An 18,355-nucleotide genomic window follows, 5' to 3' on the forward strand; every position below is an offset into this window, starting at 1 on the left:
CCTCTAACCTACTAATTTGCCCTTCTCAACTGCTATTTTTCCGTCTTTTATCACTGTGATCGCTCTTGATACATCCTTAATGTTCTCAACGGGGTTTCCATTGATTACTATTATGTCAGCGAGGACCCCCTCCCTAATTAAACCCGTGTTTATCTTAAGCATGCGTGCTGCATTTGATGTTGCTGCCCTCAGCGTATCGATGCTGCTTAACCCACCTATCTCAGTCATGAGTTGAAGCTCAACCCAGTTCTTGCCCATGTCGATGTCCAGGTTTGTCTTAAAGCCCAGGTCCGTGCCCATTATTATTGTTACCCCGTACTCCCTCGCCTTCCTAACCACATTGGCAACGCTCTCCCTAACCTCGGCAATTTTCTCTAGACCCCACGGGTCAATACCAATCTGCTTTCCATACCTATATATCAATTCCTGAATTGCCATGGTCGGCGTTATTGAAACACCCCTCTCGGCCATTAGCCTTAGCGTCTCATCCCTTAGTAATGTACCGTGCTCAATAGTCCTAACACCAGCCTCAACCGCGATCCTAGCCCCCAGGTCCCCATGCGCATGGGCAGCAACATACGTGCCCACCTTCTCAGCCTCCTGAACAATGGCCCTAATCTCATCAAACGTGAACTGCGACCACTCAGGTTTATCGCGCTGCGATAACACACCGCCAGTAGCCATTATCTTGATGAAGTCAGCACCGCTCCTGAGAACCTTCCTCGCAGCCTTCCTACACTCATCAACACCATCACAAATCTCCGCAAAGCCCAATTCAATACTCCACTCAAGCGGTATTGAGTGACTTAACTCACCATGGCCGAAGGTCTGGGTCAATGGGGCACCTGCGGCTATTATCCTAGGTCCTGGGACAATGCCCTCATTAATGGCATTCCTAAGTGCTATTGAGTTGGGTTCGCCGCAGTCCCTGACTGCAGTGAAGCCCGCAATTAGTAACTCCCTAGCCCAATTTGCAGCCCTAAGTAGCCTAACCCGTGCATCATCAAGTATGTAACCCATGAACAAACTACCGCCCTTAATGCCGGTTAGGTGTAGATGCGTATCTATTAAGCCAGGCATTACGAACATGTCCCTCGCATCAACCTCATTGGCGGCACTCAACTCCTCAGTAGTTACCTTAACGATGACATTACCCTTAACGTATATGTTCTGTCTACCGATGCTCTTCTCACCATCAAAAACAAGACCACCCCTTATTACCAAATCATAGGTACTACCGGCCATATGAGAATGGGGATATTAATACTTTTTAAAATTTTCTATATACATTTGAAGTAAAGTATTATAATAAGGCATTATTGAGAATCAATAATTAATGTCGATATCCTTAGTTTCCCTGGCAAGTATGAACGCTATCAATGTTATTATCATTCCAAACCAACCCCAATAAATCGGCGCTAATTCATAGCGTGTTGCGTATATTAGGTATGTGGCTATGAAGGGCGTTGTTCCACCAAAGGCGGCCACGCCAACGTGGTATATGAAGGACAACGCTGTATACCTAACCTTGGTTGGGAACATCTCAAGAAGCATTGTTGCATAGGCGCCATTGAACCACGACGCCATGAAGTTGTATATGGCCTGTGCTAATATTATCAATGGTAATTGCCCAGTTGATAGTAATAGGAAGTATGGATAGATGAATACTATCGTACCCACCGCATAGGCAATCATAAATGGCTTCCTACCATACTTATCAGCTAGTAAGCCGAATATTGGTGAGAATATTATTAATACGGTATATCCAATAACGAGTGCTAATGATGCCTCAACCGCAGGTACATGTATAACACTCTCCAGATAAGCAATTGCGAAGACGCCGCTTGCATATGTCATGGCGGTACCGCCAATTATAAATCCGAGACCGAGTAGAATCCTCTTCCAATAGCCAGCCCTAAAGGCATCTATTAATGGTAATTTAGACACATTTCCCCTAGACTTTGCCCTGGCAAACACAGGCGACTCAGTAATCCTCAGCCTAATGTAAACTCCTATTATGGCTATTACAACACCTAGTCCAAACATTATCCTCCAACCAATACTTACGAACCAGGATTCACCATATAGATAGGTAAGTAAGCCTAAAAGTCCTACGGCAAGTAATGGTCCGGATCCCTGAGCAGTTTGGGCAACACCAACCCACATAGCGCGTCTCTGGGCTGGGGCAAACTCACCTGTCAATGTTATCCCGCCGCCAAACTCACCGCCAAGGGATAATCCCTGAAGGAACCTAAAGGCAGCCAGCAATATTGGTGCCCAAATGCCTATCTGGAAATACGTCGGCATTAAGGCCAACGCCAAGCTTGCTGCCCCCATAAGCGATATTGTGAAGATAAGTGTGTATTTCCTGCCAATCTTATCACCGAGGTGGCCAAAAATAATTGCGCCAAGAGGTCTACCGGCAAAGCCTACAGCAAATGTTATGAAGGCATATATCAATGCCAGTAAGCCGCTCATCATTGGAAAGAAAAGCTTTGCAATAACTGGCGCTGCGTAACCAAAGATCAAGAAGTCATAGAATTCGAAGGCTATACCTAACGAGGAAGCCGCAGCAACCCTTAACATTTCACCAGTTGGTACCTGGATTTCTTGTCCTCCCATCAAAATATATATTAAAAATAGAGAGTATTTAAATATTACCATGTAAAGCCTATAAACGATATAACTGATCAAAATCCTAATAACTCTAAGATAATTAATTAAATAATATATGACATCATTGTTATAAGTTATACTATTTACGGCGAAACTAATACCAAATCTTAAAGAAATTAATATAGCCATTGTGAAGGAAAATAAGTTATATTGAATTTGAGTAATGCATTAATATCGATTATTAACATTGACAAACCTGCAGGACTAACAATATGAGGGATCTTTAGGTATTATGAAATGATTGTATTTTTACCTCAGGGAGCCACCTAGGATTGCCCATGATGGTAATTGAATTAATTATGAGCTCGACATGATGGTGGTCCTGACCTACGCAGGTTACAAAGTCAGTGGATGGTAAACTACAACAGGGATGCAGTCACCAGATTGCACGTTGCTACTAGGGCACCATGGCCCTTATGGGTGGAAAGTCATCAAAATAATCACCGAGAAAGAGGACACCGTTAGAAATTAGATTGCACTAGACGATAATAAACCAGGGGCTGTTTCAAGTACGGTAATGTGTACATTATGAAATGCCCCCAATATTCCCAAGAAAACAATCAATGCCAATTACTCAACCTTTAGATTATGCATACTATCTTATGGCTACATTATGCTGCATAATATATTCTCCAAAGCAATTATCCCTAGTCGCATTCAATAAAAGGTTACCGGATTACCAAGAGCCGAGTACGTAAATGACTTAGATTCGCCAGAATCCATAACATTAATAAAGTGGTTGGTTAGGCATGTCCATGATGTTACTACGTAATATATGATTCCTGTGTGTTTAAAATTTATTTAACTATTACAAGGAAGATTAGCAAAAAAAAATATTTTTAATTTAACCAATCTTAGAATTTACGTTAGTTTATGTTCGTTTCTCCATAGTACCTTTCCGTTTCTCGTACCTATTTCGTACCCATTTCTAATTGTTATTTTTCCATTAACTATTACGTACTCGATACCATCGGGGTATAGCGTTGGTTCCAAGTACGTTGCCCGATCAGCTATTCTCTCCGGGTCAAAAATAACTATGTCGGCATAGTAGCCCTCCTTAATCATGCCCCTATCCTTAAGACCCAACCTCCTCGCTGGTATGCCCGTCATTTTTGCAATGGCCTCCCCCAATGAAATTACTCCCTTCTCAAGGGCATACCTTCTGATCACTCTGGGGAAGGTTCCGTAGGCCCTTGGATGCTGCTTACCACCCAACGGCCCATAACCAGGTCTAATACCATTTTGGTCAGACCCAATGTATATGAAGTCCTGCTTAATGAAGTTCACTATATCATCCTCACTCATGGCCCTAATTATCATACTAACATTACCACGATTCCTAATCAAAACCTCCCTAAAGACATCAAAGGGTCTCTTACCCTCCCTACCCGCTATCTCCCGGATACTCTTACCCTCAATATCACGCTCACCAAGCTCCGTGGCGGCTATTATTATGTTCTCCCAACCAAGTTCATACACGAAGTTCTGACCCTTCATCTTACCCTCCTCCATTTCAACCCTAATCTTCTCCGCAACCTCATCATTCATCAACCTCCCAAGCGCCCCATCAGTACCACCCTCCTTAGCCCAGTCCGGTAATGCCTGCAGTAATGCCGTTTGGCCAGCATCATATGGATAAACATCCGCATGCACATCCAAGCCCTCCATCCTTGCCTCATTGATAATCCCAATAATCCTGGTACTAAGACCCCATTGAGCCTTACCCATGGCCTTAATATGCGATATTTGCACAGATACTCCCGCCTCCCTACCAATCCTTATTGCCTCCTCAATCGCGGATAAAACTCCTCGAGCCTCATCCCTAATATGGCTCGCGTAAATACCACCATACCTCCTAACCACCTTGGCTAGCTCAATAACCTCCCCAGTCTTCGCATAACTACCCGGTGCGTAAAATAAACCCGTGCTCAGGCCCCACATGCCATTCTGCATCTCCTCCTCAAGTAACTTCTTCATCTCATTCAGCTCAGAATCAGTTGGATCCCTAGCTTCGAATCCCATCACGGCTATCCTCAGCGTATGATGCCCAACTAACGGAACTAAATTAACGGCTGGCTTAACGGTCTCAACAATCCTATAATAATCCCTGAGAGACCTCCAATTCCAATCAAGGAGATAACTCAAGCCGGGGAAGTACTGATCAACGAACTTCTTCAGTAGCTCCAATCCATCCTTACCTACAGGAGCCATGGATACGCCGCAATTACCAACAACCTCCGTAGTGACTCCCTGCCTAATCTTACTACTTGATTCTGGGTAAATCAGAATAGTATTGTCAGAGTGGGAGTGCATGTCTATGAAGCCTGGAACCACAACCTTCTTACTAGCATCAATAATAATGTCCGCCCTCGCATCCCCTAAATCACCAACATACACTATCCTCTCACCCTCAACAGCTATGTCAACCCCCTTAGGCTCAACACTAATCCCATCATAAACAAGACCATTCTTAATCACAACATCATACATACTGAATCACATCCCCTTAAGGCAAGCCCCTACTTTATAAAGCACCGCTTAATGATGACTGGTTCGCAAAACCCAGCCAAACCCACGTAACAACAAAAACAGGGAGAACAGGTTGACCCACGTAAATATCGAATTAAGCATATCAACAACGGCACAACATGGAAACACTCCTTAATAGAAAGGGATTCATGCGTAGATTATTCACGGCAAAATACAGGGAGAACCATTAATAGACGAAAACATCAAACAAACTAAAAGGACATACAATACCAAAATTATAGTTAGGTGTTACGCATTGGCTGTCTTAATTATTGCCCGCTTTATGTCTTCATATTCTTTCGGCGTCCATTGTTAGGTCGAGAGATCTGGCGCTGTGTGTTATGTAACCACTGGATATTACATCAATGCCTGTCCTCGCGTATTCAATTACGTTGTCGGGCGTTATTCCGCCACTGGCCTCGAGTATTACCCTTCCCTTCAATTCCCTGACTACTGGCACTATATCGCTGGGCCTCATGTTGTCAAGTAGTATTGCATCTGCACCCGCCCTATAGGCCCTAATGGCGTCCTCATACGTAGACACCTCCACCTCAACCTTCTTGGTGAAACTCGTCCTCCCCTTGATCAACTTAATAAGACCTTCGAGATCCCCATAAACCGCTATGTGATTATCCTTAATTAGTACTGCATCAGCTAGGTTGAACCTATGTGGATCACCACCGCCAATCTCTATGGCGTACTTCTCGAATGCCCTAAACCCTGGTGTTGTCTTTCTCGTACCTGCAATCCTAACCGTTGGGTTGACGGACCTAGCCAACCTGACCATTGTGTTTGTGGCTGTGGCTATCCCAGAAAGCCTTGATAGGAGGTTTAGGGTCAATCGTTCAACTGCCAATAACCTACCCCCATCACCGATTATCTCCATTATAACATCGCCTTTACGTATCACATCACTGTCATGCTTATACGTAATTACCTCGAAGCCGAGGTATTTGAGGAATGGGATCATGAACCTAAGCCCAGCGATTATTCCCTCATCCCTCGACTTAATAATTCCCCTGGCCCTAATGCCTTCAAGGAACCTACTGGTTATGTCCTCAGGGTATGCATCCTCCTCCAGGTAATTGAGGAACCTATTTACGTACAACTCCTCAATCATGAGATCACCCCGAGGTAAATCCTCCTCCGCCAATTAATGTCCTTGTCGGGGTAATCAACCCTATAGTGAGTTCCTCTGGACTCGGTCCTAAGTAGGGCAACGTATGCCGTTAGGTAGGATACCAGGACTGCATTGGATTCCCTGCTGTTGATTGTCGTGTTTACCCGCTCGTAAAGTTCCACGGCCTTCCTCAACCCATCACCACTCCTGAGTATGCCCACGTACTCCCAATTAACCCTCCTAACCTCATCAATGCCCATTATGGGCCCGTGATCCCTTAACTTCACAGTTACTAATGAACCGTCATCCAGTCTCGGTCCATCCCAAGGCTCACCAAGGTACCTGGGCAGGTTAAACCCCATGACCAAGGCCTCAAGCAGTGAATTACTGGCGAGCCTATTGGCCCCATGCAGACCGGTGTCAGCAACCTCACCAATGGCATATAGACCCCTAATGTTAGTCTCACCCCTGACATTAACCCTCAACCCACCAATGGTGAAGTGGGCACCTGGGTAAATGGGTACCCTATCCTTACTACTTAATCTGTGCCTCCTCAGGAAATCACTGACGCCGGGGAATTTCCTCTCGAAGTCCTCAATGCTGCTTAAGTCCATGTACACCCTATGTCCATTCATTAATTCCATGTATATTGTCCGGGATAGTACGTCCCTTGGGGCCAGCTCACCTCGTTCATGATACTTAAACGCGAATCTTTCACCGAATTCATTAACCACCCTCGCGCCCTCACCCCTCAGGGTCTCTGTTAGGAGCATTGTTTCGCCGTCCAGGGTTGTTATGGTTGGGTGGAATTGAACAAACTCCATGTCCGAGGCCACGGCACCAACTCTAAAGGCTATGGCTATTCCATCACCAGTATTAGTTGGCGGGTTTGAGGTGTATTGCCATAGGTATGCGTAACCACCGGTCGCTAGTACTAGGTAATCCACATTACCCATGGTACCGTGATTCCTAGTCGTAAAACCTCTAACTATTCCGTCCTTTACCTGCAGAGCTACTAGCTCATCTTCTGCAATGTTTATGCCGAGCTCCACGGCCCTCCTAAGTAAGAATTCTGTTAAGACTCTACCGGTTTCATCAGCCTTATGATGAACTCTCCTCCTTGAATGCCCGCCCTCGAGTCTTAAGTCGCTATCAAACTTAAAACCCATTTTAGTCAATTCCCCAATAATCACGGGTGCCTCACTAGTGAAGTACCTAACGGCCTCCATGTCGCAGAGACCATCACCGACCTTCAACGTATCCTCCGCATGGAGCTGTGGCGAGTCATCAATTGACGTGGCGGCCGCAATGCCACCCTTGGATATGAAGCTTGATCCACCACGCGATCCCTTGGTTATTACCGTAACATCATAACCAGCCCTCCTGAGGGCAATAGCAGCTGATAAACCGGCAATACCATTACCGACTATGTATATCAACAACCTCACCCTTCAAGGAGTTTTCGAGTCCTTTCAAAGGCCTCCCTAATGGCTTCGGCTATTGACTTCGGTATTTCAACCCTATGAACCAGGTCCCTGAGGGATCCGTGGACCTTTTCGAGGGTCACCATGCCCATGAAGGGACACCTGGCGTAGGGACCCGTGGACAGTGGATGAAATACCTTGCCCGGTACCTTGATCCTTAGGGCATTAAGCATGCCGATTTCCGTGCCGATCACAAACTCATTATAGCCGCTACTCCTCGCATACTCGATCATTTGGTTCGTCGAACCCACGAAATCGGCTAATCTCAGTACGTTAATCGGCGCCTCTGGGTGTATCATTACCCTAGCCCTTGGGTACCTAGCCCTCGCCTCCTTAACCAGCCTTGCCGTGTAGCTTCCATGGACCACGCACCTACCGCTTGGTGGCACCTTGATTATCCTCTTACCGGTCATGTGGGCGACGTAATCCGCCAGGTTTGAGTCGGGGCCGAAGATGACCACATCACTGCCCAACTTCTTCACTACCCTGACAGCGGTGGATGAAGTAACTATGTAGTCTGCCAGCGCCTTAACGTTGGCATTACTGTTCACGTAAAGGACCACGGGGACGTTGGGGTACTCCTCCCTAACACGCCTCAGTGTATCTACGTCGAGGGCATCGGCGATCGTGCAACCGGCGTTGGGGTCTGGCGCAAGCACAATCCTGTCATAGTTAAGGGCCTTGGCCTGCTCAGCCATGAACCTAACGCCCGCGAAGACTATGACCTCAGCATTGGTCTCCATCGCCTTAAGTGCTAGGTCGTATGAATCACCGATGAAGTCCGCTACGACTTGTACGTCGTGGTTCATGTAGTTATGGGCGAGTATTACGGCTTTCCTCTCGCGCTTTAGGGTCAGAACCTCATTGATTATGTCCTTGCCTCCCATTACTAATGGGTCTATCTATATCGTAAGATATTCTCTACCCGGCAAATAAATGACGGTGGGAATAAAGTGGAATATTAAGGTACAGGGCAAAAAACGCCACTACGATGCATATGCACCCTTCCTTATGCTCTCCTCATACACGTACCTACCACCCCTCATGTAAGACAGCACGGCGCCTATGGCCACAAAGACTATGGATATGTATAGCGAGAACCTGAGGCCCATCATGAATGGGGGACCAAGGACGCTGGGTAGGAATGTGTTACTGTCCAGTAATTTCATTATGCTTGTCGGTAAGCCATTGGTTAAGGAGCTTGGTAATACTGAGACTGGGTCCATGCCGAGGAATGTTGCGAAGAGCAAGCTTGATGCAGGTATGCTAGCTAATGTATTCGCTATGTCACTTGGTAATTCATAACTTAGGGCTATTTCATGAATCCTAATTGGTACGTATTGAGAGAATATGCTTATGGCTATTGTGAAGAACATTGCCATACTTATTGTGGAACCAACATTACTAAAGGTCTGTCTCATACCATTACCTGCACCCCTATCTCTTGGGTGAAGAGCATTCATTATTGACGTTGTGTTTGGTGAGGCAAATAGGCCATTACCAACACCATTAAGGAATAGTATCGATTCAAACTTCACCAAGTCGAAGTTATAGGGTAGTAGAGTGAGTAGGTAGAGTGATATTGCTATTATTATCATGCCGACGGTAGCTATGACCCTGGCGCCATACTTATCCGTGAGTGATCCGCCTATTGGCGCCATTATCACAGTACCCACGAGCATCGGTAACATGTATATACCAGCCCAAAACGGAGTCTCCGTGTAACTAAAACCATGGAGCGGTAGGTATATGCCCTGTAGCCATATTGTTAGTAGGAACATTATAGCACCCCTCGCAAGCGATGAAAGAAAGAGGGCCATTATACCGTAGGTAAACGGCCTAACCCTAAACAGCGACAACTTGAAGAGTGGTTCCTCCTGCCTAAGTTCTATTGGTATGAATGCGATGATCAATGCCGTACCAGCTATGAAGGACGCAATGACAAGTGGGCTTGTCCAACCCATCTCTGAATTACCATAGGGCATTAATGCGTATGTAAAGCCGAGGGTTATCAACACAAGGCCAAGAGCCAGCGTCAGGTTGCCCCAGTAATCAATCTTAACCCTCACGTTTCTTCTATCAACTCTCTTTAGCTTGAATATGGACCATAGGGCGCCGGCTATGGCGAAGGGTACATTAACGAGGAACAAGAGGTGCCAATCATAATTAGAGAGTAGGCCGCCCAGTATTATGCCAAGGAAGGAACCAATAATAAATGATGCCTGGTTCAAGCCAAGCGCCTTACCTCTCTCGCCAGGTGGGAAGGCGTCCGTCAGTAATGCCGTGCTATTAACCATAAGGAAGCCACCACCAATTGCCTGGACAATCCTAAATACTATTAGGAGTAACGCACCAAAATTACCTGAGTTACTTGGTATTAATGAAAGCAATACTGAGGCTACTGTAAATATTATGAAACCAAGGGTGTAAAGCCTAGTCCTTCCGAATAAGTCAGAGATTCTACCGAAGGTAACGAGGACACTGGCGAGGACTATGCTATAGCCCATGAGCACCCAAAGAAGGTAATCAAACTCCCCAGGTAGGAATGGATTAACATTTAATCCCCTAAAAATCGTGGGTAGCGATATTAGGACAATGTACATGTTTATTGAGGACATGATCACCCCGAGCGTTGTGTTGGTCAGCACAACCCACTTATACTCCATTAACAATCAAAACCGTTATCAAAAACAAGTCATATTTAAAACTAACGCCAATAAAATAAGTAGAAATAACATCACTTTAAGTACAGTTATTATGCCATACATAATTCACACTGTAAAAACCTGGCGGCAATTATGACGCGCCTAAATGATCAGTAAATGCGATTGATTTTAAAGTTTAAATCAATATAATTATTTACCTTTACTCGAGGTATTTAGGCGCCCTTGGGTATTTGTTCCATAGTTCTGGGTCGTGGCTGATCACGAGCTTTACATTCGGCCTCCTGAGCCAGAGCTTTAACATCTTTATGCCTCTGAGGAATTCCTCGGCATTGCCAAGTAGCCAACCTTTATTCTCGACCTCTAACTCCCTTGGTAGGTGTAGGAAGTCTCCCGTGAATACGTAGGTATTGCCTGCATCCGTAGTTACCTTAATTAACATGCTACCTGGTGTGTGACCGCCGACTAGGTACAGCTCAACACCCGGTAGTAATTCAAAGTAATCGGTACTCACTGGGTTTAGGTTGGCACCCCTTAGGTTATCGATATCCACAGGAACGTAGGCGCCGGTCTTCCCGAGCCAAATCATGTATAGCGCGTGCTTTAATTCCTTCTCATGCATTACAAACATGGTCCCAGTGTCCTTGAGCAGGTAGGCCTGTCCTGTATGGTCGAGGTGCAGGTGTGTGAAGACCACGAAGTGTATATCACTGGGCTTCAAACCGATTAGTTTCAATTGATTCTCAAGTCTATTCTCATCGGTGAATTTCGTCATTGGGAATACATCCCAGGAGGATTTCGGCCAAACCCTCTGAGCCTCCGGGTGAGAGCCAGTGTCTATTAAGATGAGCCCATCCTTATGCTCAACTAAGGCCCCGGTCACTGGGATATCGACCCAAGTCGCTGGTTTGGAAACGCCTCTCTCGCCAATGACTGAGGGATCAGGTATGAACCAACCCATTTCGCCGGATAGAACACCATAGTCAAGTAGGTAGATCCTCTTTATTCCAGTACTCATCATAATTAGATGAAAATGGTAATTTTAAGTTTTACTTCTTCAACTTCTTTAATTAACAAATTACCAATACTGCATTGCATCTTTAAACATTTGCTCTAAATCTCTCTTACCAGGCACCTTTGGTGAGACCACGAGTAGGCGCTGCTGGGCGTAGGCACCCTCAGCTAAACCTGGTATATCTGCATCCTTAAAGCCCATCTCCTTAAGTCCACTTGGTAGTCCAAGGTCCTGCATGAGCCTTATCAATGCCTCATATATGGCCTCTCCAATCCTCTTGGGAGTCTCTGTGGGCTCAACATGAACACCAAGCAATTGCGCAGCCCTCGCAACCCTGTCAGGCGCCACTGCCGCTATGTACTTCATGGCCGCCGGAGCACCCATCGTAACCGATATACCATGGGGGACCAACGGATAATCAACTGGGTAGTCCGGCGGCTTCCACTCCTTAACCATGCCAGCTATTGGGTAGGCCATTGCATGAGGTATGTGAACGCCTGCGTGCCCAAAACCTATACCGGCTATTGAGGCACCAAGCATCATGTAGTATCTAGCCTCAATGTCATTGCCGTTATACGTAGCCCTCCTTAAATACCTGGCAACCCACTCAATGGCCCTCTCGGCGAACATGTCTGAAATCGGTGTGGCGCCAACGTAGGCAGGTCTCTCCGCTGGGTTCTTCGGCCTCGGCCTTGAGTAGTATGGCCTGGCCGTATATGATTCAATGGCGTGCATTAGCACGTCAAGCCCCGTGGACGCCGTAATCATCGGAGGCATACTAAGTGTGTTAAGTGGGTCAATAAGCGCAACCGTGGGCCTTATGTATGAGTGTGAAATCCCGGTCTTGACGTGGTACTTTAAGACATCAAGCACGATAACGCCTGTATTCTCGGCGCCTGTACCTGCGGTTGTTGGTATGGCAATCAATGGCTTTAACGGGCCTGGTGGAGCCTTACCCTGACCGATTGGCTTGTTTATGTAGTCCATTATTGGCGCGGGGTGAGTCGTTAGTAAATTAACGGCCTTAGCCGTATCCATGGCACTACCGCCACCGAAGGCCACAAAGCCATCGTAATTCTTATCCTTAGCGTAATTCACGGCATCCATAATGGACTCATCAGTGGGTTCAATATGCACGTTATAATAAACATCAACCTGAATACCCTCATTCTCAAGGGACTGCTTAACAGCCTCATACCTACCACTTTCATATAAGGTCCTACCAGTGACCAGGAGAACCCTCTTAAGTCCGAGCCTCTTAGACTCATAACCAGCCTCGCTCGTCACGCCAAAACCAAACTTAACAACTTGTGGAATACTCAACGAAAAAACTGTGTCCAACTCACCCATACCCATGAAAGAGAAAGCCATTACTAATAAATCATGATTTGCCATTTTAAATTTTACCCTATAATCCTGATTAGAAATTCTAAGTTTTATCTGTTATAAAGGACCATAAATAACTGATAGAATATCAAACACATAAGCAAGTAGCATTTAATAAACTAAATACATAATGAATGGGGTACTACCATGTACAGTATTAAAACAATTTTATTTATACCCTATATACATGAAATTATTTATAAAATAATGCGTCATAATTATGTTGAGTTATTAATTATATGATAAGTAAAGCTTTAATGCAATTAACCTTATATTTAATATGTATGGTTGAGCTCACGAGAGACGTAGCTCTTAAGATGTATGAATTGATGGTTAAAATACGTTATTTCGAGGACACGATTAGAAAGTGGTATTGGGAGGGTAAGGCGCCAATCTTCGATATTGGTTCCGGTCCAATACCTGGTGAAATGCACCTGGCCGCTGGTCAGGAGCCTGCGTCTGTCGGAGTTATGATTCACTTAACTCCAGCCGATGCAGTATTTGCGACTCATAGGGCTCACCATGTGGCCATCGCCAAGGGTGTTGACTTGAAGAAAATGGCGGCTGAGATTTTTGGTAAGAAGACTGGACTTGGTAAGGGTAAGGGTGGGCACATGCACTTATTCGACTCGATCGTCAACTTCGCATGTAGTGGAATTGTTGGTGCTGCGTTTCCGCAAGCCATTGGCGCCGCACTTGGCTTTAAACTTCAGGGGAAGAATAATGTGGCGGTTGCTTACGGTGGTGATGGTGCAGCCAATCAGGGGACGTTCCATGAGGCAATTAACCTAGCTGCAATTTGGAAGTTACCGGCAATATTCGTGATTGAAGATAATAAATGGGCAATATCGGTGCCTAAGTCGAAGTCAACAGCGATAGCTAGGAATAGTGATAGAGCCGTGGCCTATGGAGTACCTGGAGTCTTCATACCTGATAACGATTTATTTGCCCTATTTGAGGCTGCTAGGGAGGCTGTTGATAGGGCTAGGAGGGGTGAGGGACCAACACTCATTGAAATTGAGACCTATAGATTCTATGGGCATTTTGAGGGTGATCCCGAAATTTATAGGCCTAAGGAGGAGGTTGAGGAACTTAGGAAGAGGGATCCGGTAATTAGAGTTAAGGATGAGTTAATGAGGAGGGGTTGGCTTGATGATAAGGAGGACGCCCAAATACAGGCTAGGGCTAGGGCTGAGGTTGATGAGGCCGTGAAGTTCGCTCTGGACAGTCCATACCCAGAGTCCGAGGAGGCTCTTAGAGATGTATTTTCATTACCAGAACCGGTTGGTAAGGTTGATGTTGGTTGGCCATCCACAAGTGGTAGGGTATTACCTGCTTATATGGCGATTTCCGAGGCAATAGCCCAGGAGATGGAGCGTGATTCAAGGGTTTTCTACATGGGTGAGGATGTATGCGCCTATAATGGCATATTCGGCATAACTCAGGGCTTATGCTCGAAATTCGGGCCTGATAGGGTTAGGGATACTCCGATTTCCGAGGCTGGGTTTATAGGGGCTGCGGTTGGTGCGGCGGCAGTCGGTATGAGACCGATAGTGGAGTTAATGTTTGTGGATTTCCTGGGTGTGACTTTCGACCAAGTATTTAATCACATGGCTAAGAACCACTACATGTCTGGTGGGCAGGTTAAAATGCCCATAGTATTGACAACAGCAATCGGCGGTGGCTATAACGATGCAGCCCAGCACTCTCAAGTACTTTATGCCTTATTTGCTCATGTACCTGGGCTTAAGGTTGTTGTACCTTCCAACTCATATGATGCTAAGGGATTAATGATAAGTGCCATTAGGGATGATGATCCCGTGGTGTACATGTTCCACAAGAAGATACTTGGCCTGCCCTGGATGTCATATCCAAAGACTGCGCTGACGCATGTACCTGAGGAGGAGTATACAGTACCAATTGGTAGGGCCAGGATTGCTAGGGAGGGTAGGGATGCTACCATAATTACGGCTGGTCTCATGGTACACTATGCATTGGAGGCTGCTGATAAATTGGTCAATGAGGGTATTAGTGTTGAGGTGGTTGATTTGAGGACGATAAAGCCACTTGATAGGGAGACAATAGTGAATAGCATTAAGAAGACTGGCAGGGTACTCGTGGTTGATGAGGACTACCTGAGCTTCGGCCTGACTGGTGAGGTGGCGGCCATAGTCTCCGAGGAAGCTCATGGGTACTTGAAGGCGCCATTTAAGAGGTTAGCTGTGCCAGATGTACCGATACCCTATAGTAGGCCTCTTGAGCAGTTCGTAATACCGTCAACGGACAAAATAGTGAGTGCCATTGAGGATTTAATGAAGTAAGGCGATACATTGAAGTTATTAATGCCTCATATTTAAAAATAAAAGGTGATCACTATTGCGTAAGGTTGGCCTGGTCGTTAATCCAGTGTCTGGAACTGACATTAGGAGAGCTACATCGACAGCTGGGTTTATTGATAACATGCAAAAGGCACGCATTGTTAAGAGTATACTAAGGGGTATTGAGTCCGCGGGTGTTGATGAAGCCCTAATAATGCCTGATTTCTATGGAATTGCTGCCCATGCACTTTGGGACTTACCACAATTAAGCCTTAAATGGAGTTTTATAGACATGAAACCCAGGGGTGACTATACAGATACTGTTAATGCCGTTAGGTACATGGTTAAGGAGAACGTAGGTAGTATAGTGATCCTCGGTGGCGATGGCACCGTTAGAATAGCATCAAAGGTCTCCGGCGATACCCCACTACTCCCAATATCCACTGGCACTAATAATGTAATACCGTACTTCATAGACGGCACCCTAGCAGGTATCGCAGCTGCTGCGGTGGCTAATGGCCTAGTTAATGACAGTGTCACGTATAGGTTAAGGAGAATATTACTGATAATAAATGGCGAAGTAATTGATCAGGCATTGGTTGATTTGGGGGCTACGCTTTACCCATTCAGGGGCGCTAGGGCTGTTATTGACCCTAACATGGTAACTGAGGCCTTCATATCACTGGTAAAACCACTTAGTATTGGTTTGGCATCAATAGGCAGTGTTCTGAGACCCAATGGCTTACCTAATGACAAAATACTTCATGTGACCATTGGATCAAGGTTTAGTATTAGGGCCGTACTAATGCCCGGTTATGTGACTAACATGGGTATTGATAGGGTTGAGGAGATAGGCCTTGGTGTTAAGGTGCCAATAAGTAGGGCGTACACAATTGAGCTTGATGGTGAGAGGGAAGTGGAGATTTTCAACGGTGATTATGTTGAGGTAATGGCTGATGATAGGGGTCCCGTCATCATAGATGTCAATAAGGCAATGCAGGAATTATTTTTAAGGCAATGTTCTAACTGCCCGTAGGATTAGGGCTTCTTGAAGTAATAAACGTCCTTTATAGCCTTCATTATCTTCTCGGTGCTTGGTATCCACTCACGCTCCAGAGCCTCACTAAATGGTACTGGTGTTGCTGGCGGTGTGACTAACTTAACGGGAGCCTTAAGATGCTCAAAGGCCTTAGAGACTGCGAGAGCTGCTATGTCGGTTGCGAAGGATGCCCTTGGGTAACCTTCATCAACCACCACTAGCCTACCCGTCTTCCTTATTGAATTCAGTATGGTGTCTTCATCGAGTGGTACTAGGGTCCTTGGATCAATAACCTCAACACTAATACCCTCATTAGTCAGTTTCTCTGCGGCTTCGAGAGCCTTGTGACCCATCCATGCAGTTGCGACCACAGTTACGTCCTTACCCTCCCTCTTAACATCAGCAACACCAAACGGTATTTTATAGGGTCCCTCGGGTACTGGGCCTCTAACGCCATAGAGCATCTTGTGCTCAATGAATATTACTGGGTCCTCCTCATCAAGTGTTGCTGTTAGTAGTAGGCCCTTGGCATCGTATGGTGTTGAGGGCATTACAACCTTAAGGCCAGGAACGTGGATAAATATCGCATGCAATGACTGGGAGTGTTGGGCGGCTGCTTGAATACCTGCGCCGCACACTGTCCTGAGGACCATGGGTATCTTAACCTTACCACCTGTCATGTACCTAAGCTTAGCCGCCTGGTTGTATATTTGGTCGAAGGCTACGCCCAGGAAGTCTATGAACATGAGCTCAGCAACAGGTTTCAAACCCATCATTGCGGTGCCCACGGCAGCTCCTATAAACCCAGACTCAGCTATTGGAGTATCCCTAACCCTCTCTGGGCCGTATTTGTCGTATAGACCCATTGTAACTCCAAATACACCACCATAAACACCCACATCCTCACCCATTATTACTACCCTCTTATCAACGGACATTGCATAGTCCAACGCCTCATTTAGGGCCTGGACAAACGTTATCTCCCTCGTGCTCGCCATACTCATCACCTCACTCCCACCTCCAAACTAATACTCCATTTGTCGGCCTTGCAAATACATCCTCATAAAGCTCCTCTGGGCCTGGGTATGGACTGTCCAGAGCGAACTTCACGGCCTCATCAACCTCATTAGACACACGCTTCCATACTGCATCAAGCTCCTCCCTAGTTGCCATGCTTCTCTCGAGCAGGTACTTCTCGAATAACTTAATTGGGTCCTTATTGTTCATCCACCACTCAAGCTCATCCTTAGACCTATAGATCTGTGGATCACCCTCAAAGTGCCCCCTGAACCTATATGTCCTGGCCTCTATTAGTGTTGGTCCCTCACCCCTCCTAGCCCTATCAACAGCCTCCTTTGTTGTCTCGTAAACTGCCAGTACGTCCTGCCCATCAACGCTCACGCCAGGTATTCCATAGGCCTTTCCTCTCTCGGCAACGCTGGTTATTAATTGCTGCTTCGAGTAGTGAAGTGATATTTGATATAGATTATTCTCACATACGAATACAACGGGTAACTTCCAAATTGCAGCTAGGTTAATTGCCTCATGGAAGTTCTGCTGATTTGAGCCTCCCTCCCCGAAGAAGGCGACTGCGACGTTATCCTTACCCAATAACTTAAAGGCCAATGCAGCGCCAACTGCATGTGGTATACCGCCGCCAACCATGCCGTTTGCACCAAGCATACCAATACTTGGGTCAGCAATGTGCATTGAGCCTCCCTTACCCTTGTTACTACCCGTCCTCTTGCCAAATAATTCGGCAAAGGATGCCTTCAGGTCACCGCCCTTGGCGATGTAGTGGCCGTGGCTCCTGTGGGTGCCCGTAATCACATCGCCGGGTTTGAGCGCGGCCATGACGCCAGTGGCCACGGCCTCCTCACCGACATATAGGTGTACGAAGCCCTTGATCTTACCCTGGGCGAAGAGTTCTGCGGCCTTATTTTCATGGAGCCTTATCTTGACCATGGTCTCGTACATCCACATAAGCTTATCCTTACTTAACTCCTCCCTCTGTGCCATAACAATGTTTCTAATTTTACTTCTTTTAAGCTTTGCTATGATTTGCATATTTATGGTCTATGAATGTAATTCATGACAAAAAGTAAATAAATAGTAATGACTTATG

13 protein-coding genes are annotated in these 18,355 nt (G+C 46.0%); 2 read left to right on the top strand and 11 right to left on the bottom strand.

The features are described 5' to 3' along the window. Window positions 1-3: 3 nt before the first annotated feature. The 9 genes from Vsou_RS00315 to Vsou_RS00355 all read right to left on the bottom strand — a co-directional run bounded on the left by Vsou_RS00315 (window position 4) and on the right by Vsou_RS00355 (window position 12,837). Window positions 4-1,245, bottom strand: coding sequence for a metal-dependent hydrolase family protein (locus Vsou_RS00315; protein ID WP_188603452.1), 1,242 nt, complete (start codon window positions 1,243-1,245; stop codon window positions 4-6). Between the two features lie 81 nt (window positions 1,246-1,326). After that, on the bottom strand, window positions 1,327-2,622 hold the full coding sequence (locus Vsou_RS00320; protein ID WP_229709841.1) for an MFS transporter: 1,296 nt from the start codon (window positions 2,620-2,622) through the stop codon (window positions 1,327-1,329). Between the two features lie 915 nt (window positions 2,623-3,537). Then, a complete protein-coding gene (locus tag Vsou_RS00325; protein ID WP_188603453.1) occupies window positions 3,538-5,166 on the bottom strand; it encodes an N-acyl-D-amino-acid deacylase family protein in 1,629 nt (542 codons plus the stop codon). 328 nt (window positions 5,167-5,494) lie between these two features. After that, window positions 5,495-6,325 (bottom strand): carboxylating nicotinate-nucleotide diphosphorylase, encoded by an 831-nt coding sequence (gene nadC, locus Vsou_RS00330; RefSeq protein WP_188603454.1) that lies wholly within the window; start codon window positions 6,323-6,325, stop codon window positions 5,495-5,497. Continuing rightward, the gene (locus tag Vsou_RS00335) at window positions 6,322-7,764 is read right to left on the bottom strand and encodes an L-aspartate oxidase (RefSeq protein WP_188603533.1); all 1,443 of its coding nucleotides are present in this window, start codon (window positions 7,762-7,764) and stop codon (window positions 6,322-6,324) included. Before Vsou_RS00335 ends, nadC begins: the two co-directional genes overlap by 4 nt. A gap of 5 nt (window positions 7,765-7,769) precedes the next feature. Beyond that, entirely contained in the window at window positions 7,770-8,696 is a 927-nt protein-coding gene (nadA, locus tag Vsou_RS00340; protein WP_188603455.1) for a quinolinate synthase NadA, read from the bottom strand. A gap of 99 nt (window positions 8,697-8,795) precedes the next feature. Continuing rightward, window positions 8,796-10,475 carry an MFS transporter gene (locus tag Vsou_RS00345; RefSeq protein WP_188603456.1) on the bottom strand — a complete coding sequence of 560 codons (1,680 nt, stop codon included), beginning with the start codon at window positions 10,473-10,475 and terminating at the stop codon, window positions 8,796-8,798. Between the two features lie 199 nt (window positions 10,476-10,674). Continuing rightward, a complete protein-coding gene (locus Vsou_RS00350; protein ID WP_188603457.1) occupies window positions 10,675-11,490 on the bottom strand; it encodes an N-acyl homoserine lactonase family protein in 816 nt (271 codons plus the stop codon). Window positions 11,491-11,550: 60 nt separating this feature from the next. After that, window positions 11,551-12,837 carry a hydroxyacid-oxoacid transhydrogenase gene (locus Vsou_RS00355; protein ID WP_229709843.1) on the bottom strand — a complete coding sequence of 429 codons (1,287 nt, stop codon included), beginning with the start codon at window positions 12,835-12,837 and terminating at the stop codon, window positions 11,551-11,553. Between the two features lie 320 nt (window positions 12,838-13,157). On the opposite strand from Vsou_RS00355, the gene Vsou_RS00360 reads away from it, so the two are divergent. Together Vsou_RS00360 and Vsou_RS00365 are read left to right on the top strand one after the other, a co-directional pair. Beyond that, window positions 13,158-15,194, top strand: a complete 2,037-nt coding sequence (locus tag Vsou_RS00360; RefSeq protein WP_188603459.1) for an alpha-ketoacid dehydrogenase subunit alpha/beta — start codon at window positions 13,158-13,160, stop codon at window positions 15,192-15,194. Window positions 15,195-15,249: 55 nt separating this feature from the next. Beyond that, window positions 15,250-16,227, top strand: coding sequence for an NAD(+)/NADH kinase (locus Vsou_RS00365; RefSeq protein ID WP_188603460.1), 978 nt, complete (start codon window positions 15,250-15,252; stop codon window positions 16,225-16,227). Window positions 16,228-16,229: 2 nt separating this feature from the next. Here Vsou_RS00365 and Vsou_RS00370 read toward each other — a convergent pair whose 3' ends face one another. Then, window positions 16,230-17,228 carry an alpha-ketoacid dehydrogenase subunit beta gene (locus Vsou_RS00370; RefSeq protein WP_188603461.1) on the bottom strand — a complete coding sequence of 333 codons (999 nt, stop codon included), beginning with the start codon at window positions 17,226-17,228 and terminating at the stop codon, window positions 16,230-16,232. 10 nt (window positions 17,229-17,238) lie between these two features. Then, window positions 17,239-18,249: a thiamine pyrophosphate-dependent dehydrogenase E1 component subunit alpha gene (locus Vsou_RS00375; protein ID WP_188603462.1), complete on the bottom strand. Its 1,011-nt coding sequence runs from the start codon at window positions 18,247-18,249 to the stop codon at window positions 17,239-17,241. Window positions 18,250-18,355 lie beyond the last annotated feature (106 nt).

It is taken from the genome of Vulcanisaeta souniana JCM 11219 (assembly GCF_026000775.1).
Taxonomy (GTDB): Archaea; Thermoproteota; Thermoprotei; order Thermoproteales; family Thermocladiaceae; genus Vulcanisaeta; species Vulcanisaeta souniana.

Coding starts and splice junctions, on each gene's coding strand:
- Vsou_RS00350 (WP_188603457.1), bottom strand. CDS start 11,490: ATGAGTACTGGAATAAAGAGGATCTACCTACTTGACTATGGTGTTCTA.
- Vsou_RS00325 (WP_188603453.1), bottom strand. CDS start 5,166: ATGTATGATGTTGTGATTAAGAATGGTCTTGTTTATGATGGGATTAGT.
- Vsou_RS00345 (WP_188603456.1), bottom strand. CDS start 10,475: ATGGAGTATAAGTGGGTTGTGCTGACCAACACAACGCTCGGGGTGATC.
- Vsou_RS00360 (WP_188603459.1), top strand. CDS start 13,158: ATGGTTGAGCTCACGAGAGACGTAGCTCTTAAGATGTATGAATTGATG.
- Vsou_RS00375 (WP_188603462.1), bottom strand. CDS start 18,249: ATGGCACAGAGGGAGGAGTTAAGTAAGGATAAGCTTATGTGGATGTAC.
- Vsou_RS00370 (WP_188603461.1), bottom strand. CDS start 17,228: ATGGCGAGCACGAGGGAGATAACGTTTGTCCAGGCCCTAAATGAGGCG.
- nadA (WP_188603455.1), bottom strand. CDS start 8,696: ATGGGAGGCAAGGACATAATCAATGAGGTTCTGACCCTAAAGCGCGAG.
- Vsou_RS00355 (WP_229709843.1), bottom strand. CDS start 12,837: ATGGGTGAGTTGGACACAGTTTTTTCGTTGAGTATTCCACAAGTTGTT.
- Vsou_RS00315 (WP_188603452.1), bottom strand. CDS start 1,245: ATGGCCGGTAGTACCTATGATTTGGTAATAAGGGGTGGTCTTGTTTTT.
- Vsou_RS00320 (WP_229709841.1), bottom strand. CDS start 2,622: ATGGGAGGACAAGAAATCCAGGTACCAACTGGTGAAATGTTAAGGGTT.
- nadC (WP_188603454.1), bottom strand. CDS start 6,325: ATGATTGAGGAGTTGTACGTAAATAGGTTCCTCAATTACCTGGAGGAG.